At 64.3% G+C, this 23,311-nt stretch carries 26 protein-coding genes; 12 read left to right on the top strand and 14 right to left on the bottom strand.

Features of this window, described 5'->3' with window-relative positions; genetic code table 11:
• Positions 1 to 19: 19 nt before the first annotated feature.
• The 5 genes from BKA25_RS17065 to BKA25_RS17085 all read right to left on the bottom strand — a co-directional run bounded on the left by BKA25_RS17065 (position 20) and on the right by BKA25_RS17085 (position 2,172).
• Complete coding sequence (locus BKA25_RS17065; RefSeq protein WP_157421022.1) at positions 20 to 334, bottom strand: hypothetical protein; 315 nt, start codon at positions 332 to 334, stop codon at positions 20 to 22.
• A 305-nt stretch (positions 335 to 639) separates the two neighbouring features.
• The gene (locus BKA25_RS17070; RefSeq protein WP_069848377.1) at positions 640 to 1,335 is read right to left on the bottom strand and encodes a DUF2637 domain-containing protein; all 696 of its coding nucleotides are present in this window, start codon (positions 1,333 to 1,335) and stop codon (positions 640 to 642) included.
• A 2-nt stretch (positions 1,336 to 1,337) separates the two neighbouring features.
• Positions 1,338 to 1,544, bottom strand: coding sequence for a hypothetical protein (locus tag BKA25_RS17075; protein ID WP_069848375.1), 207 nt, complete (start codon positions 1,542 to 1,544; stop codon positions 1,338 to 1,340).
• Positions 1,541 to 1,894: a WhiB family transcriptional regulator gene (locus BKA25_RS17080; protein WP_069848373.1), complete on the bottom strand. Its 354-nt coding sequence runs from the start codon at positions 1,892 to 1,894 to the stop codon at positions 1,541 to 1,543. The genes BKA25_RS17075 and BKA25_RS17080 overlap by 4 nt, the downstream gene beginning before the upstream one ends.
• Positions 1,891 to 2,172 (bottom strand): helix-turn-helix domain-containing protein, encoded by a 282-nt coding sequence (locus BKA25_RS17085; protein ID WP_069848371.1) that lies wholly within the window; start codon positions 2,170 to 2,172, stop codon positions 1,891 to 1,893. The genes BKA25_RS17080 and BKA25_RS17085 overlap by 4 nt, the downstream gene beginning before the upstream one ends.
• 172 nt (positions 2,173 to 2,344) lie before the next feature.
• Here BKA25_RS17085 and BKA25_RS17090 point away from each other — a divergent pair, with 172 nt between their 5' ends.
• Together BKA25_RS17090 and BKA25_RS17095 are read left to right on the top strand one after the other, a co-directional pair.
• On the top strand, positions 2,345 to 2,731 hold the full coding sequence (locus BKA25_RS17090) for an XRE family transcriptional regulator (RefSeq protein WP_069848369.1): 387 nt from the start codon (positions 2,345 to 2,347) through the stop codon (positions 2,729 to 2,731).
• Between the two features lie 143 nt (positions 2,732 to 2,874).
• Positions 2,875 to 4,014 (top strand): NsdA family TPR-like regulatory protein, encoded by a 1,140-nt coding sequence (locus BKA25_RS17095; RefSeq protein WP_069848367.1) that lies wholly within the window; start codon positions 2,875 to 2,877, stop codon positions 4,012 to 4,014.
• Here the strand turns inward: BKA25_RS17095 and BKA25_RS17100 are convergent.
• Entirely contained in the window at positions 3,997 to 4,554 is a 558-nt protein-coding gene (locus BKA25_RS17100; protein ID WP_069853523.1) for an NUDIX hydrolase, read from the bottom strand. The genes BKA25_RS17095 and BKA25_RS17100 overlap by 18 nt on opposite strands.
• Positions 4,555 to 4,736: 182 nt before the next feature.
• Between BKA25_RS17100 and BKA25_RS17105 the strand changes: the two genes are divergently transcribed.
• Both BKA25_RS17105 and BKA25_RS28675 read left to right on the top strand, forming a co-directional pair.
• The gene (locus tag BKA25_RS17105; protein WP_157421021.1) at positions 4,737 to 5,084 is read left to right on the top strand and encodes a hypothetical protein; all 348 of its coding nucleotides are present in this window, start codon (positions 4,737 to 4,739) and stop codon (positions 5,082 to 5,084) included.
• 64 nt (positions 5,085 to 5,148) lie between these two features.
• Positions 5,149 to 5,679, top strand: coding sequence for an AlbA family DNA-binding domain-containing protein (locus BKA25_RS28675; RefSeq protein WP_172803766.1), 531 nt, complete (start codon positions 5,149 to 5,151; stop codon positions 5,677 to 5,679).
• Positions 5,680 to 6,099: 420 nt separating this feature from the next.
• Here BKA25_RS28675 and BKA25_RS17115 read toward each other — a convergent pair whose 3' ends face one another.
• Positions 6,100 to 8,409 (bottom strand): NACHT domain-containing protein, encoded by a 2,310-nt coding sequence (locus BKA25_RS17115; RefSeq protein ID WP_172803765.1) that lies wholly within the window; start codon positions 8,407 to 8,409, stop codon positions 6,100 to 6,102.
• Between the two features lie 874 nt (positions 8,410 to 9,283).
• On the opposite strand from BKA25_RS17115, the gene BKA25_RS17120 reads away from it, so the two are divergent.
• The 3 genes from BKA25_RS17120 (at position 9,284) to recQ (ending at position 12,586) form a co-directional block, all read left to right on the top strand.
• The gene (locus BKA25_RS17120; RefSeq protein WP_216637813.1) at positions 9,284 to 9,943 is read left to right on the top strand and encodes a TetR/AcrR family transcriptional regulator; all 660 of its coding nucleotides are present in this window, start codon (positions 9,284 to 9,286) and stop codon (positions 9,941 to 9,943) included.
• Between the two features lie 206 nt (positions 9,944 to 10,149).
• Complete coding sequence (locus BKA25_RS17125) at positions 10,150 to 10,569, top strand: organic hydroperoxide resistance protein (protein WP_069848365.1); 420 nt, start codon at positions 10,150 to 10,152, stop codon at positions 10,567 to 10,569.
• A 172-nt stretch (positions 10,570 to 10,741) separates the two neighbouring features.
• Entirely contained in the window at positions 10,742 to 12,586 is a 1,845-nt protein-coding gene (gene recQ / locus BKA25_RS17130; RefSeq protein WP_069848364.1) for a DNA helicase RecQ, read from the top strand.
• An 80-nt stretch (positions 12,587 to 12,666) separates the two neighbouring features.
• Here the strand turns inward: recQ and BKA25_RS17135 are convergent, their stop codons facing one another.
• The 4 genes from BKA25_RS17135 to BKA25_RS17150 all read right to left on the bottom strand — a co-directional run bounded on the left by BKA25_RS17135 (position 12,667) and on the right by BKA25_RS17150 (position 15,698).
• Positions 12,667 to 13,350: a TetR/AcrR family transcriptional regulator gene (locus BKA25_RS17135; RefSeq protein ID WP_084642834.1), complete on the bottom strand. Its 684-nt coding sequence runs from the start codon at positions 13,348 to 13,350 to the stop codon at positions 12,667 to 12,669.
• A gap of 284 nt (positions 13,351 to 13,634) precedes the next feature.
• Positions 13,635 to 13,985, bottom strand: coding sequence for a hypothetical protein (locus tag BKA25_RS17140; protein ID WP_069848360.1), 351 nt, complete (start codon positions 13,983 to 13,985; stop codon positions 13,635 to 13,637).
• 316 nt (positions 13,986 to 14,301) lie between these two features.
• Complete coding sequence (locus BKA25_RS17145; RefSeq protein ID WP_069848358.1) at positions 14,302 to 14,811, bottom strand: universal stress protein; 510 nt, start codon at positions 14,809 to 14,811, stop codon at positions 14,302 to 14,304.
• Between the two features lie 332 nt (positions 14,812 to 15,143).
• Positions 15,144 to 15,698 (bottom strand): universal stress protein, encoded by a 555-nt coding sequence (locus BKA25_RS17150; RefSeq protein WP_172803764.1) that lies wholly within the window; start codon positions 15,696 to 15,698, stop codon positions 15,144 to 15,146.
• A 429-nt stretch (positions 15,699 to 16,127) separates the two neighbouring features.
• On the opposite strand from BKA25_RS17150, the gene BKA25_RS17155 reads away from it, so the two are divergent.
• A complete protein-coding gene (locus BKA25_RS17155; protein WP_084642830.1) occupies positions 16,128 to 17,744 on the top strand; it encodes a sensor histidine kinase in 1,617 nt (538 codons plus the stop codon).
• On the opposite strand, the gene BKA25_RS17160 is transcribed toward BKA25_RS17155, so the two are convergent.
• On the bottom strand, positions 17,741 to 18,403 hold the full coding sequence (locus tag BKA25_RS17160) for a response regulator transcription factor (protein WP_069848354.1): 663 nt from the start codon (positions 18,401 to 18,403) through the stop codon (positions 17,741 to 17,743). The two genes, BKA25_RS17155 and BKA25_RS17160, sit on opposite strands and share 4 nt — an antisense overlap.
• A gap of 467 nt (positions 18,404 to 18,870) precedes the next feature.
• Here BKA25_RS17160 and BKA25_RS17165 point away from each other — a divergent pair, with 467 nt between their 5' ends.
• Positions 18,871 to 20,025 carry a S1 family peptidase gene (locus tag BKA25_RS17165; RefSeq protein ID WP_069853520.1) on the top strand — a complete coding sequence of 385 codons (1,155 nt, stop codon included), beginning with the start codon at positions 18,871 to 18,873 and terminating at the stop codon, positions 20,023 to 20,025.
• A gap of 157 nt (positions 20,026 to 20,182) precedes the next feature.
• On the top strand, positions 20,183 to 21,166 hold the full coding sequence (locus tag BKA25_RS17170; RefSeq protein ID WP_069848353.1) for an aldo/keto reductase: 984 nt from the start codon (positions 20,183 to 20,185) through the stop codon (positions 21,164 to 21,166).
• A gap of 38 nt (positions 21,167 to 21,204) precedes the next feature.
• Here the strand turns inward: BKA25_RS17170 and BKA25_RS17175 are convergent, their stop codons facing one another.
• Together BKA25_RS17175 and BKA25_RS17180 are read right to left on the bottom strand one after the other, a co-directional pair.
• Positions 21,205 to 21,465, bottom strand: a complete 261-nt coding sequence (locus BKA25_RS17175) for a hypothetical protein (protein WP_069848351.1) — start codon at positions 21,463 to 21,465, stop codon at positions 21,205 to 21,207.
• A complete protein-coding gene (locus tag BKA25_RS17180) occupies positions 21,462 to 22,217 on the bottom strand; it encodes a carbohydrate-binding protein (protein ID WP_069848349.1) in 756 nt (251 codons plus the stop codon). The genes BKA25_RS17175 and BKA25_RS17180 overlap by 4 nt, the downstream gene beginning before the upstream one ends.
• A 284-nt stretch (positions 22,218 to 22,501) precedes the next feature.
• On the opposite strand from BKA25_RS17180, the gene BKA25_RS17185 reads away from it, so the two are divergent.
• Together BKA25_RS17185 and BKA25_RS17190 are read left to right on the top strand one after the other, a co-directional pair.
• A complete protein-coding gene (locus BKA25_RS17185; protein WP_216637812.1) occupies positions 22,502 to 22,951 on the top strand; it encodes an SRPBCC domain-containing protein in 450 nt (149 codons plus the stop codon).
• Positions 22,948 to 23,310 (top strand): ArsR/SmtB family transcription factor, encoded by a 363-nt coding sequence (locus BKA25_RS17190; protein WP_069848347.1) that lies wholly within the window; start codon positions 22,948 to 22,950, stop codon positions 23,308 to 23,310. Before BKA25_RS17185 ends, BKA25_RS17190 begins: the two co-directional genes overlap by 4 nt.
• Position 23,311 lies beyond the last annotated feature (1 nt).

The raw sequence follows: 23,311 nt of genomic DNA on the forward strand, positions 1-23,311 counted from the left end.
TGAGTAGGAATGAGCGGGATCAGCTTTCGGCGAAGAACTCCGGTCGCGGGATCGGCGTGCCGGATTCGATCAGTTCGAGGTAGGCGCGGTAGACGACCTTGAGTGCTTCTTGTGCATCGCGGAAACACTCACTGCTTGCCGCGAACCTGTCTCCCGCTTCAGCGAATTGGATGGTGATGCGCTGATCGATGTGATGGTCGGCCGTCCACCGTTCGCCGAGATCGGCGAGATGGTTTCCGCCGAGCACCACGGCGCGTTGGAAACCGGTCAGGATTCGCTCGAATTCTGCGACGTTCGCGGGTTCGAGCGCGGTGAGCGCTTCGGTTGCCGACACCCAAGCGTCGATCTGTGCGACCCCGGTCACCGATCGGTTGGTTCGGTGACCGGCGGTCTTCCGCCGCTGGGAGGGCCGGATAGTGCGGGTACGGCGCACCGGTATCCGGGCTGCCTGCTTCCGATGTTCCGTGCGATGGGTGGCGAAGTGGCGCGCGGCCTGTCCCGCCGGATAGCTGCCACCGCAGGAACACCGCACCTGCCGAGTTCGAGCGGTCCGCCGCCTGGTGGTCTTCCGCAGCCACCGGCCGCCCCGGCGGAGGGTGCTTCGAGCGGAGGCGAGAGTGCTCCGTTGTCGCGGCGTATTCATCGGTTCGTCTCCTCTCGCTTGAGCGCGCGAACCACGCGCCTGCCGTACTCGCGGGTGCCGAAGTGCCGATCAAGCTCGGCGCCGGAAAGCACGCGGCCCTGTTCTCGCTCGGCGAGCCAGTGAGCAGCCATGCGTTCCTTCAGATCGGCCGGTGATTCCACATCGCTGCTTTCGGTGACCGGCTCCGCCGATTCGGCCGACTGCTCCGGCGCCCTAGGCGTGTCGACGACCGTGCGATCGGCGGCCACCCTGGCCGCGAGATGCGCGACCGACGCCAGCAGAACGGGCAGCACCACCGACAACGCGATGGCCGCACCCACCGCCAACCAGCTCCCATCACGGTGGGCTTCCACGGCGTGGTAGACGCCGTTGAACACCACCGACAAGCCCACCGCGCCGTATGCCTGTCGGCGGGCGGTGGCGCGGGTGGCCGCGCTCGCATCGGGCGAGCGCAGCCATACCCGCGTGGCCACCACGGCGTAGGCGTCCAGGGCGACCGGCAACAGCCACGCCAAGGGCACCCCCTCAGCGAGGAAGGGCACCGGCAACGACTGTCGAAATCCGGCGAGTTCGGCGAACCCCGTCAGCCCGTCGAAGGAGAGCACCGCGACCGCGCCACCCACCGCGAACAGCCCCGCTGTAGTAGCACCGTCCTGTTGCCGAGCTGTCTCGTTCTTCGCGGTGGTGGCCATGATCAGCTCACCACCTGCGACACCGCGTCGATCAGACCGTTCACCACGTCGGTGGTGATGTCGATCAGCGCGACGCCCCACGAAGTACCGCCGAGGAACAGCCCGGCGAGCAGGATCGGCAGCCCGTAGACCAACGGCATCTCCCGGCGGACGAGCAGCCAGCCGCCCCAGACCACGAAGATCACGGTCAATGACAAGGTGACATTCATCGGCCTGGCTCCTGTCCGTCCGCACCGGACCGGCGAGCCACCCACAGCGGCAGCAGCGCGCGCCGGTCGTGCTCGGCGAGTCCGCCCCACACTCCGGTGGTGCGTTCGCCTGCGGTCCGCATCTCCAGTTCGAGGCACGGACCGGCCACCGTGCAGCCCTCGCACAACCGCCGGGCAAGCTCCCGATCCGCGGGCTCATCTCCGCTCGGTGCGGGCGCGTCTCCCTCGGTGAAGACCCACACGCAACGGCCATCACGCAACACCGCATCGGCCAAGACGTCATCCGGGGTGTCTCGCCACCGGTCCAGTCCGGCGGCAACCTCTGCGAGTTCTTCGCGGCCGATACTCATCGGGCACCCCCGCCGAGCACCCGTGCCACGTCCCGTTCCTGTCGTCGTCGGGTCGCGATGGCCGCGACATCCACGCAACCGCCGGACTCGGCCGCTTGGCTGATCAGTTCTTCGAGTGCCGCGACCGGCACGACGTAGCGGGTGCGCACCCGCACCGAGGGGAAGGCGTCTTCCCGGATCGCCCGATACACGGTGGCCGGGTCGACTCGAAGGATCTCGGCGGCCTCCCGCACCGTGAAGAACAACGGCGCTCGGTCAGTACTTCGCTGTGTCGACATGAGTTGTGCCCTTCCGCGCACACACCACCGGCCAATATTGCGCGATCAATGCGCCAGTATTGGCGCAATTGACGGCATAGTGAGCCGATATAGGCGTGCGAGCTATTGCTGTTCCTGCGTAATTCCGAGTCCGCGCTAATCTCGGCGCTCAAGGCGGAGCGCGGAGGAGTACGTGGCGGAAGACTGGGCGGCAGTCGCAAGAGCGATCGATGACCGCATTCACGAGCTGGGCATCAAACAACGCGAAGTAGCCGAGCGTTCGCAGGTATCGCAGGCGATCGTTCGCGAACTTCAGTACGACACCACCCGCCGCAAGCGCAGCGCCCGCACCCTCGAAGCCCTGTCCGTCGCCCTGGAATGGCACCCGCAACACCTGGCCGCCGTGCTGGCCGCGACCCGCCCGCCGGACATCAACGACGCAGGTAGACCGCCCACCGTGGACGAACGCCTTGCGGCAATCGAGGACGGCCTGACCGCGATCACCGAGCGGCTGAACACGATGGACGATCGCCTTGCCCAGGCTCTCGGCGAGACCAGCGGACGCGAGTTCCCTCGCTAGCCGGTGAGCGGTGTCGGTCGTTGTGGTCATGTCACCAAGAAACGGCAAGAATCCGCCGCTCAACAGTTGTCATCGGTTAACGGGGGTACCGATAACCCCCGTTAAGTGCGCAGGTCGCCGAGTTATCGCTATGGTGGTCGGCGATGGCAAAAACTTTGTTGGCGCGGGTACGCCAAGAGTTAGGACACAGCCAAGACGCGGTGATCCGCCTGCTATTGGCACGCGCCGACGCGACGAATGCCGCCATCGCCACCGGGCGCAGCCTCAAGACGAAACTCTCCCGGTGGGAGAACGGGCACGAGACACCCGCGCCCTATTACCAAGCGCTGTTCCGCGATGTCTACGGACGCACCAACGAAGAACTCGGCTTCCCCGCCGCAGTCGAAGAGATCGACGACGCGGCCACCGAGCTGGCCGATCGACTGATCGTCGCGCAGCGAATCGACCCCGAGACCGTGGAGCTGTTCCGCAGGCAGGTCGACAACGCCAGACACATGGATCAACGCTTCGGCTCAGTAGCGCTGCTCGATCAGCTCCGCAGCCAGATCGGCCAGATAGAAGACCTTCTGAGCCACGCCCTGCTCAGTTCGCAACGAGCGCCATTGGCCGCGACACTCACCGAGGCCAGCACCCTGGCCGGGTGGACCTCACTGGATCGCAGAGCAACACAGCAGGCGTGGCAACACTACGAACGCGCCAAAGCCGCAGCCCGCGAAGCCGGATCACCGTCGCTGCTCGCCCACGCACAGGCCGAACAAGCCATGGTCTTGGTGGAAATCGACCAAACCCATGATGCGGTCGGCTTGGTCTCCGAAGCGGTCGAACTCGGACGGACAACAACAGCGCCACTCTTGCGGGCATGGCTGGCCGCGACCCTCGGCGAAGTTCTCGCGGCCGATGGCCGCCGAGACGATGCCCTACGCGCCTTCGACCAAGCCGACGAGCTGCTGCCCGCCGACCCGCGCGACCCCGCGTTGCCGTTTGTGTTCCTCGGCGGGACACATCTGGCCCGCTGGCGCGGTAGTGCTATCGCTCGACTCGGCGAGCCGGACGCCATCACCCAACTGACCGACGCCCTTGACGGACACCCCGCAACATTCAGCCGTGCCCGCGCGAGCCTGCTCGTCGATCTAGCCCACGCCCACGGCGCAACCGGCGACCGGGACGCCGCACTGAGCTACGCCGGACAAGCCCGCCGCCTTGCCGCACAGATCTCCTCCGAACGACAAAAGCGGCGACTCAAGCGGCTCACTCTCCCCGGAACGTCAATCCTCGGCGCGTGAAGCCAAGAAGTACATCAACGCCACCAACGTCCCCGAACCGAGCAACTTCCGCTCCTTCGCAAGCTTGGTAGCCCGCTTCAACGACACCCACTCAACCGTTCCGGCTTCCTCGGTATCGGTCGGTTCGCCGATGCGTTCGGCGCCGCGCCAGTGATAGACGTCCATCTGCGAGGTCACCATGCCGGGGATGGGCTCGAAGCTGATCAAGTGCTCCGGCTCTCCGGTCGGAAGCCACCCGCACTCTTCCCCCGCCTCACGAGCTGCCGTCGCGGCCGACTCGTCATCACCGTCGATGATGCCGCCGGGCAGCTCATAGCCCCACTCGTCGGTGGCGAACCGGTACCGCCACAGCATCAACACCTCGTCACGATCGTTGGTGATCAGAGCAACCGCGACTCGGCTAAGATGCACAACGTGATGCTCCCAACGTTTTCCATTCGGAGCTTCGACATCCGCAAGCCCCAACCTGATCCAACGATTGGAATAGACAGCTCTTTCCCCGAGCACGACCCATGTTCCAAGATTCGAGGCACTATCCATGATGGGATGGTAGCCCATCCCACCATTCAATGCCAACGAAAATCGAAAATCACAATGAGTGAAGGTAGAACACATTGGAAATTGAATGGAATTCAAGAATCGGCTCATTCGCCCCGAAGCCCGCTAGTACGACGAAACGGCACCATAAGAAAGTCGAAATTCCCATCAGCGACATTCGAGAAATGACACTACAGCAAATAATAAGCTCGCTGAATGATGCAACAAACAATACTCACCTAGTTCTGTCAGCTAAGCTAAAGCAAGACGGCGACCTCCAGATTGATACCATTGAACTCGAGATAGATACAAAAAAACAAAAGGTCGAGATTAATTTCAGCATCAAGCAAACCTGGAGTGCATCAGCTGACCGGCTCGCGAAGGAAGCTGAACCCTTCCTGTTCCCCTACGGCATTACAATCACAAAGTACTACCTATTCAGTGAAGACATAGGACTTATCGACCCAAGCGGCTCCACCCTGTACCTATATCTAGCAACACCAGAAAGAAATAACAATCGAACAGATTTCTAATATTCATCAAATTCTCGTTTCTTCATTGTCGACGCAGCGCATCCCTCAAGGTACACCACTATGGGTGTTTCGATCGGCAATCAGTGCCCCAAGTGCACTCATAGGCCTTTGCGAATCTCAGTATCTCGACGCCAAATCTTCGGGGTATAACCTCAGAATTGACAGCCAGAAACTTGAGCTAGCATCGGACGTCGCCGCCTTCGCAAATGCTACAGACGGGGGAGTCATTCTTATTGGGGCAGAGACAGCAAAAGATAAATTCGGGAGAGACCAGATCGTCAAGTTTCCCGGAATCGCGAGCAGGTCCGTCGACGTTAATCAGTACCGGGATACCATTTCAAGGTATGCGATACCAGGAATATCGGGTTTGCGAATCGATGTCTGCGAAACAGAAGGGAGTGAGCTTCTTTGCATACTGATCCCTCCACAAAATCCATCCAAGATTCCATTCATTGTCAAAGGCTCGATAAACAAAAACGGCAAAATCTCCGGCAAGCATATCGCAGTTCCCATCCGCTCGACAGACGGGAATACGCACCTTGACGCCCACCTTATTCATGCGGCTCTGTCGGACGGTTGGCATAAGAAGAAATAACAAGAGAAGAATATCTATCCTCGGGCCGTCACGAAACAGCTCAAAGATATGAGCAGATCGCGCAGTGATTGCATCCGGTGAACCAGAGATAACTGCCGCTCAGAGAACTGGCCCAGCACAAAAATGAGAATCTTTACACCTGCATTAGATCTTGATACTTGAACATCGTCGCTGAATCAAGATCTATCCAAAGGGAATCCTTGGCTAGCCGAGGCATCAGTGCCAAAGGTCGGAGAAATTTCGACCACTTGATGCTCCGCAGCGCACCACCTCTCAAGCCAATCGCGCAGCAGCACCATCGCACGTTTTCGGCGAACCCAACGTGCTCACGCCCCACAGCCTCGTTGATCTCGCCGAAAAAGGATTCGCACTCGGTGACTCAGATGCCTCGCGCTAGATCAACACCACGGACACGCTCACTCAACTGCGAACGAGCGTGGCCAAATGGTCGCGAACCAATGAATGAACAAATTCGTATCCCCCACCCGACGGGACAATAACAGATGATTTCCGCAACGAGTTAATCCCGCGACCGAAAGGCTTAGGCAAAAACCCAATAATCCCCAAATACCACCTTGAAATCAGGCGACCAATTAGATCAGCCCCACCATTAATAAAGAACGCCGTAATAACGAAAAGGGGAACAAAAAAGAACACTGTCGAGACTGCGTTCGACGGAAGCTCTTCCGGCCGCGCCACATAGATCGGCGTTAGGAACATCATAAGAGTCCCAAATACCATGGAGAACACCAAAAGAGAGCAACGTCCTGCAACCTTCAGCAAGCTCTTTAGCTCATAGTTTGGGTATTTCGGCGTTACTGCCGGATCACCAGGGGCAGAGCCGACAATGAGAACAAGAACCGGCCATACCGCGACGACAATATTTCCCAATATCGCAACCACATAAGCTACTCCTGAATTTGCTCCGATTTGGTTCATGATAGCCATGATCGCACTAATGCTCATGTAGCCAATAAACCAGCGCCTGAACGCTTTCTTCATTAGCCCCTTAGTTCTCTGTTCAATACTTCCCGGCGGGTTCGTCATCACGGCGCGCGTCAATATCATGCAACCAAATGCAACCCCAGTTGAGCCAACTATTCCCATCATGAAATAAATGTCACCGGACTGCGTATTGAACGTGAATATCGCTAGCGGCATCCTACACAATAGGAAGAAAAACAAGGCTCCTACGAAGACCGCACACATCGACATGAATCGAATTCGGCGAGCGTGAATTCCAGAAACAAATCGATAGTGTACGCGGTCGGGGAAGAATACAGTTTCCCGCTCCGCCCGCATCTGATTCGCGATCCTGGGCAGCCATGAGTGAAGACCAAGGTCAATTCGAGCGGTTTTTCTACCTGCGCGCTCTGCAGCGCGATCGAGGTAAGATTGTATGATTGAATAATCCCACTTTCGGTTCTTAGAATGTATCTCTGATGGATCCAACCCAAGGAAAGCGGACATCGAAAAACGCATAAACAAAGGCGTCCGCAACAAGTCTCGAAGCTTAGAATCGTAACGCGCCCGCTGAAGTAGACCATCATGCTTTTGAGTTTGAGCAAGAACGCTTTCGACATCTTCCCACAACATCTTGGTCAGTGAAAGTCTGCCAGCCACATCAAGGCGAGTTCGTAGTTGAGAGTGTTCAAGTTCGCGACAAGCGATTACCACAGGAATAGTACCGTAATCGCGCCGAAAGGAATTGAAAGAACGCACAAAATCTTTTCGATCCCGATAATTCAATTCGTCTAGCCCGTCAAGGATCAACGCAATCTCCCCCTCGTCTAGCCAGTGTCGGATGACGTTATCTTTTACTCCATACAGGTCGAAAAGCTCTTTCGCTAGCCAAGGAACTAGTCCGCCTTTCATGCGGCTCCAACTGGTTATATTCATATAGAACGGGATAGGGTTGGAGTTTGCACACTGAGCATCCTTCAACATCTTTGAGGTCAATTCGGCTAGGACTCTCGTCTTTCCAGTTCCTGCTTCTCCCGTTACCAAAATCCTGCCACCTGACTCGCGAAAACATCGGTGAACAGATTCTTTGAACTCTCGACACTCTGAGAGCGGACCAGTGCCCGATAGGGATCCGACGATTCTAAAGTTGGCCCGAAATGGGTAACTTATCTCCCGATCTTCCGGAAGCCATAGATCGATGTTTCGCGGGATGTCCACTGGGAGAAGCCGATCGATTAGGCGATGTCGCAATTTCCGGGCTTGACGCTCCAGGTGATTCCTACCGGAAAACCACGATTGGATACGAAAATTATTTATATCGCGACCTGCGTACTGTTGATTCGGCTCATTTCGAGTTTGATCATCATGGCGCGCCACCTCATTAACGATGAAGTCGCGAGCACTCATTTGTATACGCGAGTTTCCTGAAGATTCTGCGTTTTGAATGACGGCCGGAGGGCCGTCTTTCTCAACAATCGGCCAACTAACATCCTGGTACAATGAATCATTTTTTTTGGCGCTATTCAGTTTCAACCTCGACCGAAGGAGCAGATATAGTTCTTCTTCGACCTGAGCGACAACCTCAGCTCCCTGAGAGCCCTGTGCGATAATTCGATCCTTATACGCTTCAAGGATTCGTTCACCCTTACTTTGGTCGCCCCCATCGGATGCAAGAAGCTCAGCAATCTCCCTCTTGTACCATTCCCACTTTTTACTTACTGCATAGTCGTGAAAATTCCCTGAAATTTTCCTCAAAGTATCGTTCATAACTTGCATCCAAACGTTCGCAAGCACCATGCCCGGACTGCGGTAACACAACGTGCGTTTGATGCTACTCGGTGTGCTCGAAGCTGTAGCCAGCACCGCCGATCAGGCTGAGCAAGCTGGGTGCGAGCTTGGGTGCGAACTGGGTGCGAATGGTGCCTTGACAGGCCACTCGCACCCAACTCCAGCACGCGAATGCCCAGGTAGAAGCCCTATGCCGCGCTCCGATGCCGACTCAAAATCCGTCCAGTGTCAGTTCGAGTCTGACCGGGGGCACCACCGCTGACCAGCGGTTTTTCGTTAGATTCCTGCATCTTCGTTGATCTTCGTCCGTGACTTGGTCCCCGGTTTGGGTCCGAAAGTTCGCCGCCCCGGTGGACATCCCGCACGACGTGTCGCTCGTTGACCTCGCCGCCGACGCCTGCATGCACCGCAGCGGTGATCGAAGGGCGCTCTGGCCGGCTGCCGCGCCCGGCTGCGAAGCGCCCCGGACTCGAGTGTCAGGACTCATGCCTGTCCACAGCGAACGGATCCTTCAAGTACCGAGCCGGATCGAATCAACCACCGCCGTACCCCTGGAACGCGATTCAGCACACGACGCGGATAGCGCTCTCGCAATTCTCACATTGTGAGAATTGTGAATGCGCGCCCTGTTGCGGAACCCAATCCCTTTTGCACTCGGTGTCGTCTTCGCCCCCGCTGACGAAATGCCCGGGACTACCAGCCCGTGGCCATCGGATCGCCAACCATCGAGCAGACAGGCGAGGAAGCGGCTGGCACCGACCTCGCGAGTTCGTCGGGCCGCGAGCCGCGCAGCAGGCACCTCACCCGTCCAGGACGATCGCACCGACATCTGGCTGCGGCTTCGGTCGGTAGAGTGACCGGTTCGTCTGGTGGTTCTCGGGCACTGCTGGGCGCTGTGGGTGCGGAGGGAGTACGGGAGACGATGCCGCCGAGCAAACGGGAGGGCAGCGCCGCGATCCGGCCGGTTCGGGATCGGGTCCTGGACGTGGCGACCGTGCTGTTCTACCGGGACGGCATCCGGGCGGTGAGCGCCGACAAGTTGATCGCCGAGGTCGGCATCAGCAAGGTGACCTTCTACCGACATTTTCCGACCAAGGACGACCTGGTGGTCGCGTATCTCCAGCAGCGTTCGGACATCGAACGCGAGGGGCTGACCCGGATCCGGCGCGAGCTCGCTGATGATCCGATGGCGATGCTGCGGGCGTACACGGTCGCACTGGGCGAGGTGAGCTGCGCCCCCGGGTTCCGAGGCTGCCCGTTCATCAATGCCGCCGCCGAGTTCGCCGATCCCGACCATCCGGTGCGCGTGACGGTGGCGGAACATCGGCGCTGGTTCTCGAGTGAGATCCGCGAGATCCTGGCCGAACTCGGTGTCACCGACGTCGGGTCGGTCGCCGAGCAGCTCATTCTGCTCCGGGACGGGGCGATGGTCAGCGGCTACGTCGGGAATCCACAGGACGCCTCGAAGGCCTTGACCGACGCGCTGAGCGCGATCATCGACGCCGCTCGTTGACCCCGTCTCCCTCGGCGGGCTGGGCGCACCACAGTCGCCGGGATGTAGTCCCGATCACCTTGTCACCACATGCGGGTCTCGTGTTGACTCGGCCAGGTAGACGAACTAGTTCGTCTACCTGGTTCCGGGGGCCCCGATCCCCCGGAACCGGGCTGTCACCTTCACCGACCGTCCCCGGGCGGTCGAGCGACAGAGAGGAAGCCGCTATGAGCGCGATCTACTCCACCGCTGCCGTCTCCACGGGCGACGGGCGGGAGGGTCAGGTACGCACCATCGACGGTCAGGTCCAGCTCGACCTCGCCATGCCGCGTGAACTGGGTGGCGCAGGCGGCGCGACCAACCCGGAGCAGCTGTTCGCGCTCGGCTACTCGGCCTGCTTCCACAGCGCGCTCAAGCGCGTGGCCCAATTGGAGAAGATCACGGTCACCGATTCCGCGGTCACCGCCGAGGTCGGGTTGGAGAAGGTCGACACGGGGATGGCACTCACCGTGGCGCTGCACGCCGAGCTCTCCGGAGTCGACCAGGCCACGGCGGAGTCCCTGATGGCCAAGGCACACGCCCTGTGCCCCTACTCCGCAGCGGTGAAGGGCAACGTGGATGTGACCCTGGACGTCGTCGTCGGGTGACGTCCCCGCTCGCGGCAATAGGCCGGGCGGCGCGGCGGAACCGCATCGGATGATCAGCTCGGGGCGAGGCATCCACACGACACCATGGCGCGGCTTTCGACTCCGCAGTAGGCAGGGCTCGGCTCCGCACGGCAGGCGCGGAGCCGAGGTCCGGCGGTCGTAGACTCGTCCGATGGCTTCCCCGGTGACGACCGATCCTGAGGTGAGCGAACCCCTCCGAGTGCTGCGCCGGGTCTTCGGCTACGACTCATTCCGAGGCGATCAGCAGTCGATCATCGAGACGGTGGTCAACGGGGGCGATGCCCTCGTGCTGATGCCGACCGGCGGCGGCAAGTCGCTGTGCTATCAGATCCCGGCGCTGGTTCGGGAGGGCGTCGGGATCGTGGTCTCCCCGCTCATCGCGTTGATGCAGGACCAGGTCGATGCCTTGACCGCGTTGGGGGTGCGGGCGGGGTTCCTCAACTCCAGCCAGGACTTCGAGCAGCGTCGCGAGGTCGAGGCCGCGTTCCTGGCGGGCGAGCTGGACCTGCTGTACCTCGCGCCGGAACGCCTCACCGTCGAATCGACCCTCCGGCTGCTCGATCGCGGCACGATCTCGTTGTTCGCGATCGACGAGGCGCACTGCGTGGCGCAGTGGGGCCACGATTTCCGTCCGCACTATCTCGAGCTGTCCATGCTGCACGAGCGTTGGCCGGACGTGCCCCGAATCGCGTTGACCGCGACGGCCACGGAGGCCACCCACTCCGAGATCGCCACGCGGCTGAACCTCACGGCCGCCAGGCACTTCGTCGCCAGCTTCGACCGGCCGAACATCCAGTACCGGATCGGGCTGAAGAACCGCGCGCAGCAACAGCTTCTCGACCTGCTGCGCACCGAGCATCCCGGCGATGCGGGGATCGTCTACTGCCTTTCGCGCAACTCCGTGGAGAAGACCGCCCAGTTCCTGGTGGACAACGGCTTCGCCGCAGTGCCCTACCACGCCAAGCTGGACCCCGCCGTCCGTGCGGCGAACCAGGCCCGGTTCCTTCGTGAGGACGGCGTGATCGTGGTCGCGACCATCGCCTTCGGCATGGGGATCGACAAGCCGGACGTCCGGTTCGTCGCGCACCTCGATCTACCGAAGTCGGTCGAGGGCTACTACCAGGAGACCGGACGAGCCGGGCGCGACGGCCTGCCGTCCACGGCCTGGATGGCCTACGGCCTGCAGGACGTCATGCAGCAACGCAGCATGATCGACTCCTCGGAAGGCGATGCCGCGCATCGGCGGAAACTCGCCGCCCATCTCGATGCGATGTTGGCGCTGTGCGAGACGGTGGAGTGCCGCCGCGTGCGGCTGCTCGCGTACTTCGGGCAGCAGAGCACCGCCTGCGGGAACTGCGACACCTGCCTGACGCCGCCGGAATCCTGGGACGGCACCATCCCCGCCCAGAAGATCCTCTCGGCCGTGTACCGGCTGGATCGGGAACGTGATCAGCGGTTCGGGGCGGGCCACGTCATCGACATCCTGTTGGGCAAGCGGACGCCGAAGGTCGAGCAGAACCGCCACGATTCACTCACCGTCTTCGGGATCGGAACCGAACTGCGGGATTCCGAGTGGAGTGGCGTGGTCCGACAGCTCCTCGCGCAGGGGCTGTTGGGTGTCACCGGCGACTACAACGTGCTGGTACTCACCGAGGGCAGCGAAGCGGTGCTGGCCAGGAAACGGGAGGTCCGACTCCGGCGAGAACCAGAGCGCCAGGCTCGACCGGCCAAGAGCGCCAAGGCAGGGCGCGGGCAGAAGGCGACCATCGACCTAGCGGCCGAAGCCGTCCCGGTCTTCGAGCGGCTTCGAGCCTGGCGGGCCTCGACCGCCAAGGAGCAGGGCGTCCCCGCCTATGTGATCTTCCACGATGCCACGCTGCGCGAGATCGCTGCGCGCCGACCGTCGGATCTGACCGAGCTCGGCACGGTCAGCGGGGTGGGCGAGAACAAGCTCGCCAAGTACGGCCAGCAGATCCTGGAAAGCCTGGCCGACTGAGCCAAGGCTGGTGATCGCGACCGAGGGGCTCTCGTGCTTGGTTCCGGTGATCGCCCGGGCCTGCAGCCTGCAGCCGAGCGTCAACGGGTCGGACGCTCGGTGTCCCCGGTCGCCGCACCGGCCGGGACCGGATCATCGCCGAGCATTCGTCTACCGAGTTCGACGAGGACGACTGCCCGCCGATTCTGTTCGCTCAAGGTCGTGGCACGGCTGAAGAGTCGGTAACAGCTCTTCTCGATCAACCACAGGAGCGATTCGGCCAGTTCGAGCGGCGTCTCGTCGGTCACCGTCAGCAGGCCGGTCGCCCGGCAGCGGGCGATCCACTGCGCCAGCAGCCCGGTGAGGTCGCTCGCCGTCCGCTGCCACTGTCGGGCGACGTCGAGGTCGTCGGCCGCTTCGAACCCCCGTCGCAGAACGACGGTGTTCTCCCGCCATGTCCGAAAGGTCTGACGCACTATCGACTGCACCTGACCGGCGACCGGTTGCTCGGAGTCTGCCGCGCAGAGCAGGAACCCGGGTGTGCGGTGATATCCGGTACGCGCCAACAGAGCGCAGAAGACCTGCGCTTTCGAGTCGAAGTAGAAATAGAGACTAGGTCGGGAAATTCCGGCGCCCTTGGCGATATCGCCGATAGTGATCGACTTCAATGGTGCGGTGGTCAACAATCCCGCGAGGCTGTCCAAGATCGCGCTTTCTCGACGGTCGCCACGCTCGAATGATACTTCCGCCCGCCCCGACCGGCGCGTTGGTCGTCCCAAGGCCATTCATCGATGCTATCCGCCCGTCTCGTCGGTCACCAGCATCGACTCCGCATCGTGGGAGCCGGTGGTCACAACTGCAGGTCGCGCGATGGAATCGAATCTTGACAACACATCAATTCACTCGTCAAGGTGTCTATTCAGATATCGATAATTCGGAAAACCACGCGGTGAAACATGGTAATCCAGCTCGGTCGGCCGGCTCGCTTCGTGCGCTATGGGACTCGGGTCGGTGGAGAACGCGCTTTGCGAAGCCGGCCGATCGAGGGTGTCTCTCGCATCCGGCTGAATCAGGCATGACCCCAACGACGCGGTGAATACCAGTGGCGCTTCGCAGGCCGAGTGTCCGGGGAGACATGCGTCCTGGCGGCACCCGACGCCGAGTGAGTGGGCTCCGGCTCCGGATTCGCCGTGGCTGCGGTGTCCGTCGTCGCGGCCACCCGACCGGTCGGCTGCTGCTGCTGAGCGGACCGCTGGGCCGCCGCCTTGCGCCGCGCCCGCTCCCGCGCCAGCGACTCGAGCATCATGTTCTCCCGGATCCGCTGCTCGGCGAGGTAAGCCGCCGGGTCGTAGTGCCTGCCCGGACGTGTGGCCTCGCGACGAGCCTCGCGGGAGGCCCGGAAATCCTCGATTCCACTCATATCCTTCCCCGTCCCCTCCTAGCTCGTCCCCGATGCAGCACCCCTGGGATGTCGACCGGCTACGAGCCTTGGCGTGTGGAGCGGTCCGTCCCCGGACCCGATCTCCCCTCGGTGATCAGGATGCGGCGGAACTGGATCATCCGAACAGGGTCGAAAGACCCGTGTCCGCACGACGGAAAGACCCTGACCTATCGAGGCCGGTTCGGTGGTGGCCGCGCGCCTGGTCGACGGCGACGTCGTCCCGGAAGGAGAGTCGCCCACCTTCGCACCGCGCCTGCCGTCCGAGGAGTCGTCCTGATCAGGCAGTGCGATCAACTCATGGGCCCGTTTCGCTCACCAGCCGCGACCTGTTCGTCTCCATCTCCTCTGCGGCACCGGGCGGGATGACGATCACCGGGCACCGTGCGTGTCGAATGCAGGCGGCACTCACCGAACCGACGATCGAGGAGTACGCCCGCCCGTGTCCGTGACTGCCCAGCACCAGTACCGCGGCATCCCGAGAGGCATCGAGCAGGACGGTGGCGGGCGGTCCCTCGATGACCTCCTGCCGAATGTCGATCTCGCCGACCGCCTGCTGCTTGGCTTCCGCCACCATCTCGTGCAGTCGGTCGATGTGCTCCTGTCTGAGGTTGTCCGGGTCGACCAGGACGGTCGCCGGACCCGCAGCCATGGGCACGAAGTGCCAGGCGCTGACCGCGCGAACCGGTCGCCGCAGCGCCTCCGACTGGGCAACCACCCAATCGAGCGCGGCGGCGCTGGACGGCGATCCGTCGACTCCGACCACGATCGGCCTGCCACCGGCAGGGTTCGAGGTGTCTTCACTCATCGTCGTCTCCTTCCGTGACGACCCCTCATCGGCAGGCCGTCGTCTCAACTCGGGTCCCCCGTGCTCGGTTCCTCGGCATCGGCGAGCAGCGAGCCGACGACCCACAGACGTCCATCACTCCACCCTCGTCCGACTCGGCCTGTCCGACCACGGGCACTCGACTCGTACGGGAGGGCCTTTCGGCCCTGCTGAACACCAGAAAGGGTGCGCTGACCAGCCATGACTCGGCCGCGAATCGGCCATATGGTCGGTGCGACCCCACGCCCGGCCGGGACCATCGAGCAGGGAGCAGGGTCCACTCCCGACCCGGTCCGACAGCCCCGGCGAACATGTCACTCGGGAGTGGCGGAGGGCTGGGCCGCCACTCGACCTGGCGGCGGAATCACGACGACCGGTGTGTGCGCATGCCGAAGGCAGGCCGCACTGCACGAGCCCAGAACGACCTGTCGAAGGAATCCGCCCCGATGCGAACCGACCACGAGCAACTCGCCCTCGGCGACCTCGGCGAGTAGTACCGCCGCAGGCGTGCCGGGGACACCACGGGCGCTCACCTCCACATCGTCGCCCGCCTGTGCGACCGCGAGACCGATCTGCCGATCGAGCAGCTCGTTACTCGCTCGGATGGCGTCCTCGGGGTCCGCGAAGGCGAATTCGGCCAGCGGTTCGTGACGCCAAGCGTGCAGCGCCCGTACCCGGCTACCTCGGATCCGAGCCTCGCGGATCGCCCACACCAGGGCGGCCACACTCGACTCGGAATCGTCGACGCCGACCACGATGTCGGTGCGATCGTCGGGCCCGGTGTGCTCCGCGAGCCCCGCTGCCTCCGAACGGTGGGCCCCGTTGATCACGGTGGCTCGCGCCGCATGCGTCGTCTGTGCCTCGTTCATGGCACCCGCCTTCCTTCCGGTCACACTCCGTTCTGGATGCCCGCTGAGGAGGCCTACGACTCGGATGACCGCGTACTCGATCGCCGACGTGGTCCGGCGGCGGAGCTGCGGCCGCACCGACGACCTCGCAGCCGACGAGCCGGACAGGTACTTGGTTCTCTCGCTGATCGACCATGACAAAATGGTCGAACATTTGTTCGATTCCGGCAAGATATCGATCGAGTGCATCTCGGACCTGCGTCGAGCGCGAGCGATCCCACAACGGGACAGCCCTCGCCCCGAGGCCCCGCCTGCTCACCGATCGCCCACCCACCCGAACAGGCGACATACTGATCGACACCGGACAAAAGGTCTCGGACCTGCGACGATGCCTGGGAACTCGGTAGAATTCGGGGTCCGACGCACGTCATCGCCGCCAGCGGGGGCTCGATGTCCGCAATGCCGTCCCCACCGTCACCCGAGGAGTTCGCGGCCGACCGCTGCGATCACTGCACCGAACAGCCGTCGGACCACGCCTTGGTCGAGGCGGTGTTGGCCGTCGCCTCCGGGATGAGTCTCGAACCGACGCTTCGCAGAATCCTGCGTTCGGCCCTGTCCCTGCTCGGCGCCCGCTTCGGCGCCTTCATCGCCGTGGAGCGCGGCAGGGCGGCGGACTCCGTCTTCCTCGGCCTCGACGCCTCGCAGTGGCATGAGCGAATCAGCCGGGAGTCGGCCGCCGATCCGGAGGACACCGACGCAGATGTGCTCACCGTCGCGGTGGGCGTTCGCGACGAGGTCTACGGCAGGTTGAGCGTGGCCGGGAGATCGAGTACCCCGTTCGGCCCCCGTGATCGGGAATTGCTCACCGGGCTGGCCTCGACCGCGGGCATCGCCGTGGCCGACGCGCGACTCTTGGAGCAGGAGCAGGACCGACGACGATGGTCCGCGGTGGAAAGCGAGATCACCACCGCGTTGATCGCGGGCGTCTGCGCCGAGGATGCCTTCGGCCTGCTGGCCCGACGCACCCTGGAGACGACGAGCGCGGATCTCGCGCTGGTGTTCCTGGCCGAATCGGACGGATCGACACTGCGCCGCGTGGGGTCGGCAGGCGCCATCACCACGCCCACCACGTCCCGGGTGGACCGAGCGGTCCTGCTGCCGACCGGGCAACCTGGCGCGATAGGTCCGCAGGTCCTCGACGCAGCGGCCATCGCGTCCGACGCGGGCCTGAACGACATGACCGATACGGGCTCGATCGGCTCTGCGGTCGCCCTCCCGTTGGGTGGAGTCGTCGATCCCCTCGGCGCCATTCTGGTTGCTCGCGTCGATCGGCGGGAGCCGATGCCGGACAGTCGGATCGCGGCGATGGCCGCGTTCGCGGACCAGATCTCGTTGACCCTGCAGCTCGTCGAGCGTCAACGGACCCGCAGGCAACTGGACCTACTGGCCGACCGGGACCGCATCGCCCGCGAGCTGCACGATCAGGTGATCCAACGGCTGTTCGCCATCGGGCTGGCCCTCGATGGGACAGCCGACCGCAACACCGATCCGGTGGTGGACGAACGTATCCACGAGGTCCTCGACGCACTGGACGCGACGGTCCGCGAGATCCGCACCTCCATCTTCGATCTGCACGCCGAGACGGGTGCTGTCGGTCTCCGCCGACGGCTTCTCGACACCGTGTCCGAGTTGACCGTGGACACGGCGCTGTCGCCGGTGGTGCGGATATCCGGGACCCTCGACTCCCGGGTCTCGGGCATCCTGGCCGGACACGCCGAGGCGGTGCTGCGAGAAGCCGTCAGCAACGTGGTCCGGCATGCGGGTGCCACCCGACTCACCGTGACCATCGAGGTCGCCGATCAGCTGGTCATCGACGTACTGGACGACGGTGTCGGCGTGCCCACCTCCGTCGCCCGCAGTGGACTGCGGAACCTCGCCGAACGCGCCGCCGAGGCCGACGGGACCCTGACGATCCTGGCGGCCACGCCGAGGGGGACCCGGTTGTCCTGGCGGGCTCCCGTCCGTCCGGAGGTGCCACAGGACCACCGCAGCACGGGCGCCGTCTAGTCGGTGCGCTCCTGATCCGAGACCGGAGGGCGCCGGAGTCGGGTGGCCAGCACGGCAGCCTGGGTCCGCCGCTGCATGCCGAGTTTCGCGAGCAGATGCGACACGTAGTTCTTCGCGGTCTTCTCGGCCAGGAACATGCGTTGGGCGATCTCTCGGTTGGTCAGTCCCTCCCCGATGAGCTCCAACACGGTCCGCTCCTGCTGGCTGAGCACCTGTAGTGGGTCGGTCTCCTCGCGTTGGCGCCGCAGTCTGTTCAGCAGGGCGGTCGTGGTGTGCGGGTCCAGCAGGGAACCGCCTGCGCCCACGATGCGTACCGCGGCGACCAGGTCGTGGCCGCGCACCTCTTTCAGCACGAAGCCCGCCGCGCCCGCCATCACCGCGTCGAAGAGTGCCTCGTCATCGGAATAGGACGTCAGGATCAGGCAGTTGAGTTCGGGCATCATCGAGCGCAGCTCGCGGCACAGTTCGACGCCGTTGCCGTCGCCGAGGCGCACATCGAGTACCGCGACATCCGGACGGGCGGCGGGAATCCGCACCAGTGCCTCGGCGACCGAGGCCGCTTCGCCGACGACCTCCAGGTCCTCCTGGTCCTCAAGCAGGCGAGCCAGACCGAGTCGGACGACATCGTGGTCGTCGACCAGGAACACGCTCGTACTCACCAGCGCTCACCGCCCTGTTCTTCTTCGGGGTCACCATCACCGTGCCGTACCCCGCCCCGCGATGCCACCGCCTGGCGGGTGGGGGTGTCGCCCAGACGGAGCATCGAGGATCAGCGCCCCGACAGGCCGGTTCGTCGAGGAGCTCGGTCCTGCTGCGGGCCCCGCCAGCGATTTGGGTGACTCGCAACGTGCTTGCCCTGCTTCTGGTGACCCGGTGTCGAGATAGTGCTTTTGGGGGTACCGGCGTCCCGCCGAACGAATAACGTCTGCATCACGAGGAACGCGCTTTCCGTTTCGCCGAAACGGTTGGACAACGCTGTTTCCTCGTGGTTTGGCATGCCGTGAGCAGTAGGTCTTCAACGCCTGTTCTCCCGTGGCCGTCGAGACTCGCTGCCGCCACACCTGCCGTGTCACACCGATCGACGACACACCGCGTCCCCCTGCACGACGAGAAGGAGTCGACCGATATGAGTAACTGGAACCTCGCGAGAATCAGCGCGGTGGTGGTCCTGGCTGCGGGCACCACCGCAGGCCTGGGCACCGCTGCCGCCTCCGAATCCACCCCGGCACAGGACGCCCCGCTCTCCCCCGGCCTGGTCTCGGCGATGGCCGTCGAGTTCGGCGTCAGCGAGAAGCAGGCCGAGATCCGCCTTACGCAGGAAGCCACCGCGATGGAGGTGGCGCCCTTAGCCGAGGACGCCGCCGGTTCCGCGTTCGGCGGTTCCTGGTTCGATGCGTCCAGGGGCCAGCTGATCATCGGCCTGTCCGACCCCGCGCGGGCGGCGGCCGTGGAGGCCACCGGCGCCGAGACCGTATCGGTCGAGCACAGCCTGGCCACGCTCGACGCGGCCAAGGCCGAGATCGACGCGCTCACCGAGGGCGAGAACGCTCCCGAGGGCATCGCAGGCTGGCGGGTCGACCTGGAGAGCAACCGCGTCGTGGTCGATGTGGTCGCCGGAGCCGAGGGCGCCGAGGTCGACGCCTTCCTCGACGCCGCGACCGCGACCGGCCCGGTCACCGTCGAGGAGGTCTCCGAGGCACCCGCCACCTTCGCCGCGGGCACCGTCGGCGGCGACCCGTACTACATCAACGGCAACACCCGATGCTCGATCGGTTTCTCCGTGCACGGCGGCTTCGTCACCGCGGGCCACTGTGGAAGGACCGGTAGTTCGGTGGCCGGTTGGGACGGCTCGGCGATGGGCTCGTTCGCGGGCTCCTCGTTCCCCGGCAACGACTACGGCTGGGTGCGGATCGGCAACGGCTGGTGGACCGAGCCCGTCGTCCTGGGCCACGGCACGGTCAGCGACGTCCTGGTCCGGGGCTCCAACGTGGCCCCGGTCGGCTCCTCGATCTGCCGTTCCGGTTCGACGACCGGATGGCACTGCGGCACGGTGCAGGCCTTCAACGTCACGGTGAACTACGCCGAGGGCGCCGTGCACGGGATGACGCAGACCACCGTCTGCGCCGAGCCTGGCGACTCGGGTGGCTCCTACATCACCGGTGACCAGGCGCAGGGCGTCACCTCCGGCGGTTCCGGCAACTGCACCTCCGGCGGGCGTACCTTCTTCAACCCGGTCAACGAGATCCTCTCCGCCTACGGGTTGAGCCTCGTCACCGCCTGATCGAGCACTCGCCGCTGATTCGCGGCACGCACACCCGCACCACGGACCGCCCCACCGCAGCGATGCGGTGGGGCGGTCCTGTTCGTGCCGGGTCGGGTGGCCAGCACCGAACGGTCGACGCGTGGGCATCGCAGGGCGCCCGGTTAGGGTCGCGGTCATGGAACAGCGGGTCTTGGGCAGGACAGAGCGTTCGGTGTCGGTCGTCGGACTGGGCACCTGGCAGTTGGGGGCGGACTGGGGGCAGGTCGACGAGGCGGCGGCACAGGCGGTCCTCGCCTCGGCGGTCGAGGCAGGTGTGACACTGCTGGACACTGCGGACGTCTACGGGGACGGGCGTAGCGAACAGCTGATCGGCCGGTTTCTGGCCGACAATCCCGGCTCCGACCTGTTCGTGGCCACCAAGATGGGCAGACGTGCACCGCTGGACCCCGCGCAGTACACCCTGGACAACTTCCGGGCGTGGGTCGATCGATCGCGATCCAACCTCGGTGTCGATCGGCTCGATCTGGTTCAACTGCACTGCCCGCCCACGCCGGTCTACTCCACGGCAGGCGTCTTCGACGCCTTGGACACGCTGGTGGCCGAGGAGCGGATCGCCGCATACGGAGTGAGCGTCGAGACCTGCGACGAGGCGCTGACCGCCATCGGTCGGCCCGGCGTCGCCAGTGTGCAGATCATCCTGAACGCCTTCCGCCGTAAGCCGTTGGAGGCGGTCCTGCCCGCCGCCCGCGAGGCGGGGGTGGGCATCATCGCCAGGGTTCCGCTGGCCTCCGGGTTGCTGTCGGGCCGCTACTCCCTCGAGTCCACCTTCGCCCCGGACGACCATCGGGCGTTCAACCGGGACGGCTCGGCCTTCGACGTGGGCGAGACGTTCTCGGGCGTCGACTTCGCCACCGGGGTCTCGGCCGCACAGGAGTTCGCGGCACTGCTGCCCGAGGGGCTCACGCCTGCGGAGGCCGCACTGCGGTGGGTGATCGACCAGCCCGGTGTGACGACGGTGATTCCCGGGGCACGCAGCACCGAACAGGCCCGATCCAATGCGGCGGCCGCCGAGCGCGCCCCGCTGTCGTCGGAGGTGTCGGAGGGCGTGCAGGCGATCTACGACACGCGTATCCGGCCGCTGGTGCACGATCGCTGGTGATCCTCCCGTCGGCGCGCTGATCCGGCTCGGTAGCCGGATCAGCGATAGGACTCCGCGATCGCGGTGACATCGCCCGCGATCAGCTCGCGCAGTGCGGCATCACGGACCACGGCCGGCCGGGCCGCGATCCCGCCGAACACTCCGAGCACCCGCTCGACGCTGGAGTGATCACCTGCCTGCTCCATGAACCGGACCGTGTCCAGCAGGCTGGTCAGCAGGACCGCCGAGGTCCGGTTGATCTCACCACCGTCGCGCAGCCGGTGCACCAGCGACCGCAGATCGACGCTGGAGGTGGTCACGGTGAAGTCCGCACCGGCCGAGGCGACGTTGCCCGCTGTGTCCGTGGCGGTGACCTCGAGCCGATGTTCACCCAGCGGCAATCGCCAGGTCTCCAGCGAGTCCAGGGTCGTCTCGGTGGCGGCGGCGCCGGAGACCACATCGGTCGTCTCCACCGCGACATCGACGTCCGAGCTCGGCCGAGAGCGGCGCCGTCGTCGATGCCGCCCACCGCGATCTCGAGCGCGCTCGTATCGATCGGCACGGGCACCGTCACAACCCCGGAGGACACCCCGGCGGCATCGATGGCCCGCACCAGTACCTCGTGATCGCCGTCGGTATCGATCGACACCGCGTCACCGGCCGGAGCCCAGTTCGCGCCTCCGTTCAAGGAGTACTCGCGCTCCCACAGTGGTGCCGCCCCACCGCCGCCGCCGGAGGTGGTCGAGGTGAGGGTGACTCCGGTTGTGTGCCAGCCGTTCTCGCCCGCGGGCTCGGCCGGGTCCCGTGCGACCTGGACCTCGGGCACCGTTTGGAACTGGAAGGTGCGCACGAACAGCTCGGGCTGGTCACCCTCGTCCCAGCGCGCGATGAAGTACAGGTCGTGTACCCCGCCGGGGTCGGTGACCTCGGAGTGACAGGTCTCGTAGACGCGGTCGTCCAACGCCACCGATCCGGTGGCGGGGATGTCGGTGAACTCCGCGACCACGGGGCCATTCGGTGCGCCCGGGTGGACGGTGACGTCGACACCCTCGGTTCGGGTGGCGAACTCCATGCTCAGGTGATCGATCGGCGAGATTGATCGCGGGGAAGGAGAACCAGTTGCCCGAGCCCGGTACGAGGAGTTCGCCGCGGTGAGCAGCCGAGTAATGCGCTATGGCATTCCTCGTTGCATGGTCTCTCCGTCCTCGAGTCGACGCAGCCCGCGCAGGGCAGGGCGATGGGCCTGGGTAGGCATCTCGGCCATGCGAAGAAACACGCAAGCCGATCATTGCGCATCGCCGTCGATCATGCAAGTCTGTACTTGCATATCCGCGACGAGTTCACCGTGATCGGAGCATGATGATCCCCGAATCGATCCACGACGAGGTCCGCATCGACGCCTCCCCCGCCCGGGTCTGGACGGTGCTGACCGAAGCCGAGCACCTGGCGGCCTGGTTCGCCTTCGACGGCGCCGAGATCGACCTGCGGCCCGGTGGCGCGATGGTTTTCCGTTGGAAGGAGGAGGGCGTCTTCCACGCCAGAATCGAGGCCATCGAGCCGCAACGGAAGCTGTCCTTCCGATGGGCGCTGCTTCCGGACGTCGCCCCGACCGAGGGCAACGCGAACCTCGTCGAGTTCACCCTCACCGCCGACGGAGCGGGCACGCTCCTGCGAGTCGACGAGAGCGGGTTCCGCGAGCTGCACGGCTCCGACGACGACCGCGCGGGCCACGTCCGGGACAACCGGATGGGCTGGGAGGGCGCCCTGAGCACACTCGTGAAACACCTCGACGCGTCGGCGGCATGAGCGAGCGCGACGTCCTCGGCGCGCTCGCCGATCCGATGCGGCGCCGAATACTCGAGGGAATCGGTGCCCACGGCGAGACGACCGCCACGATGTTGGCAGGCGGACTTCCGGTGAGCAGGCAGGCCGTCGTACAGCATCTGGCCGTCCTGGAACGCGCCGGGCTGGTACGCGGCAGGAAGGAGGGGCGCGAGGTTCGTTTCACCGTGTGCCCCGACGCGCTGACCGACACCGCCGACTGGCTGACCGGACTGGCCGACCGATGGGCCGGGCGGTTGGCGGCGATCAAACGCATCGCGGAAGAGGATCCGGACCCGGATTCCGGGACGCGCGGAGCGCCGCGCAGACGGGGGTCCGACTGAC

Origin of the sequence: Actinoalloteichus hymeniacidonis, from assembly GCF_014203365.1 — a bacterium.
In the GTDB taxonomy this organism is placed as follows: Bacteria; Actinomycetota; Actinomycetes; order Mycobacteriales; family Pseudonocardiaceae; genus Actinoalloteichus_A; species Actinoalloteichus_A hymeniacidonis.

Excerpts from the sequence above, each read along its gene's own strand:
- BKA25_RS17070 (WP_069848377.1), bottom strand. The coding sequence starts at position 1,335 with ATGGCCACCACCGCGAAGAACGAGACAGCTCGGCAACAGGACGGTGCT.
- BKA25_RS17075 (WP_069848375.1), bottom strand. The coding sequence starts at position 1,544 with ATGAATGTCACCTTGTCATTGACCGTGATCTTCGTGGTCTGGGGCGGC.
- BKA25_RS17080 (WP_069848373.1), bottom strand. The coding sequence starts at position 1,894 with ATGAGTATCGGCCGCGAAGAACTCGCAGAGGTTGCCGCCGGACTGGAC.
- BKA25_RS17085 (WP_069848371.1), bottom strand. The coding sequence starts at position 2,172 with ATGTCGACACAGCGAAGTACTGACCGAGCGCCGTTGTTCTTCACGGTG.
- BKA25_RS17095 (WP_069848367.1), top strand. The coding sequence starts at position 2,875 with ATGGCAAAAACTTTGTTGGCGCGGGTACGCCAAGAGTTAGGACACAGC.
- BKA25_RS17100 (WP_069853523.1), bottom strand. The coding sequence starts at position 4,554 with ATGGATAGTGCCTCGAATCTTGGAACATGGGTCGTGCTCGGGGAAAGA.
- BKA25_RS17105 (WP_157421021.1), top strand. The coding sequence starts at position 4,737 with ATGACACTACAGCAAATAATAAGCTCGCTGAATGATGCAACAAACAAT.
- BKA25_RS17115 (WP_172803765.1), bottom strand. The coding sequence starts at position 8,409 with ATGAACGATACTTTGAGGAAAATTTCAGGGAATTTTCACGACTATGCA.
- BKA25_RS17125 (WP_069848365.1), top strand. The coding sequence starts at position 10,150 with ATGAGCGCGATCTACTCCACCGCTGCCGTCTCCACGGGCGACGGGCGG.
- recQ (WP_069848364.1), top strand. The coding sequence starts at position 10,742 with ATGGCTTCCCCGGTGACGACCGATCCTGAGGTGAGCGAACCCCTCCGA.
- BKA25_RS17135 (WP_084642834.1), bottom strand. The coding sequence starts at position 13,350 with ATGGCCTTGGGACGACCAACGCGCCGGTCGGGGCGGGCGGAAGTATCA.
- BKA25_RS17140 (WP_069848360.1), bottom strand. The coding sequence starts at position 13,985 with ATGAGTGGAATCGAGGATTTCCGGGCCTCCCGCGAGGCTCGTCGCGAG.
- BKA25_RS17145 (WP_069848358.1), bottom strand. The coding sequence starts at position 14,811 with ATGAGTGAAGACACCTCGAACCCTGCCGGTGGCAGGCCGATCGTGGTC.
- BKA25_RS17150 (WP_172803764.1), bottom strand. The coding sequence starts at position 15,698 with ATGAACGAGGCACAGACGACGCATGCGGCGCGAGCCACCGTGATCAAC.
- BKA25_RS17155 (WP_084642830.1), top strand. The coding sequence starts at position 16,128 with ATGTCCGCAATGCCGTCCCCACCGTCACCCGAGGAGTTCGCGGCCGAC.
- BKA25_RS17165 (WP_069853520.1), top strand. The coding sequence starts at position 18,871 with ATGAGTAACTGGAACCTCGCGAGAATCAGCGCGGTGGTGGTCCTGGCT.
- BKA25_RS17170 (WP_069848353.1), top strand. The coding sequence starts at position 20,183 with ATGGAACAGCGGGTCTTGGGCAGGACAGAGCGTTCGGTGTCGGTCGTC.
- BKA25_RS17180 (WP_069848349.1), bottom strand. The coding sequence starts at position 22,217 with ATGGAGTTCGCCACCCGAACCGAGGGTGTCGACGTCACCGTCCACCCG.
- BKA25_RS17185 (WP_216637812.1), top strand. The coding sequence starts at position 22,502 with ATGATGATCCCCGAATCGATCCACGACGAGGTCCGCATCGACGCCTCC.
- BKA25_RS17190 (WP_069848347.1), top strand. The coding sequence starts at position 22,948 with ATGAGCGAGCGCGACGTCCTCGGCGCGCTCGCCGATCCGATGCGGCGC.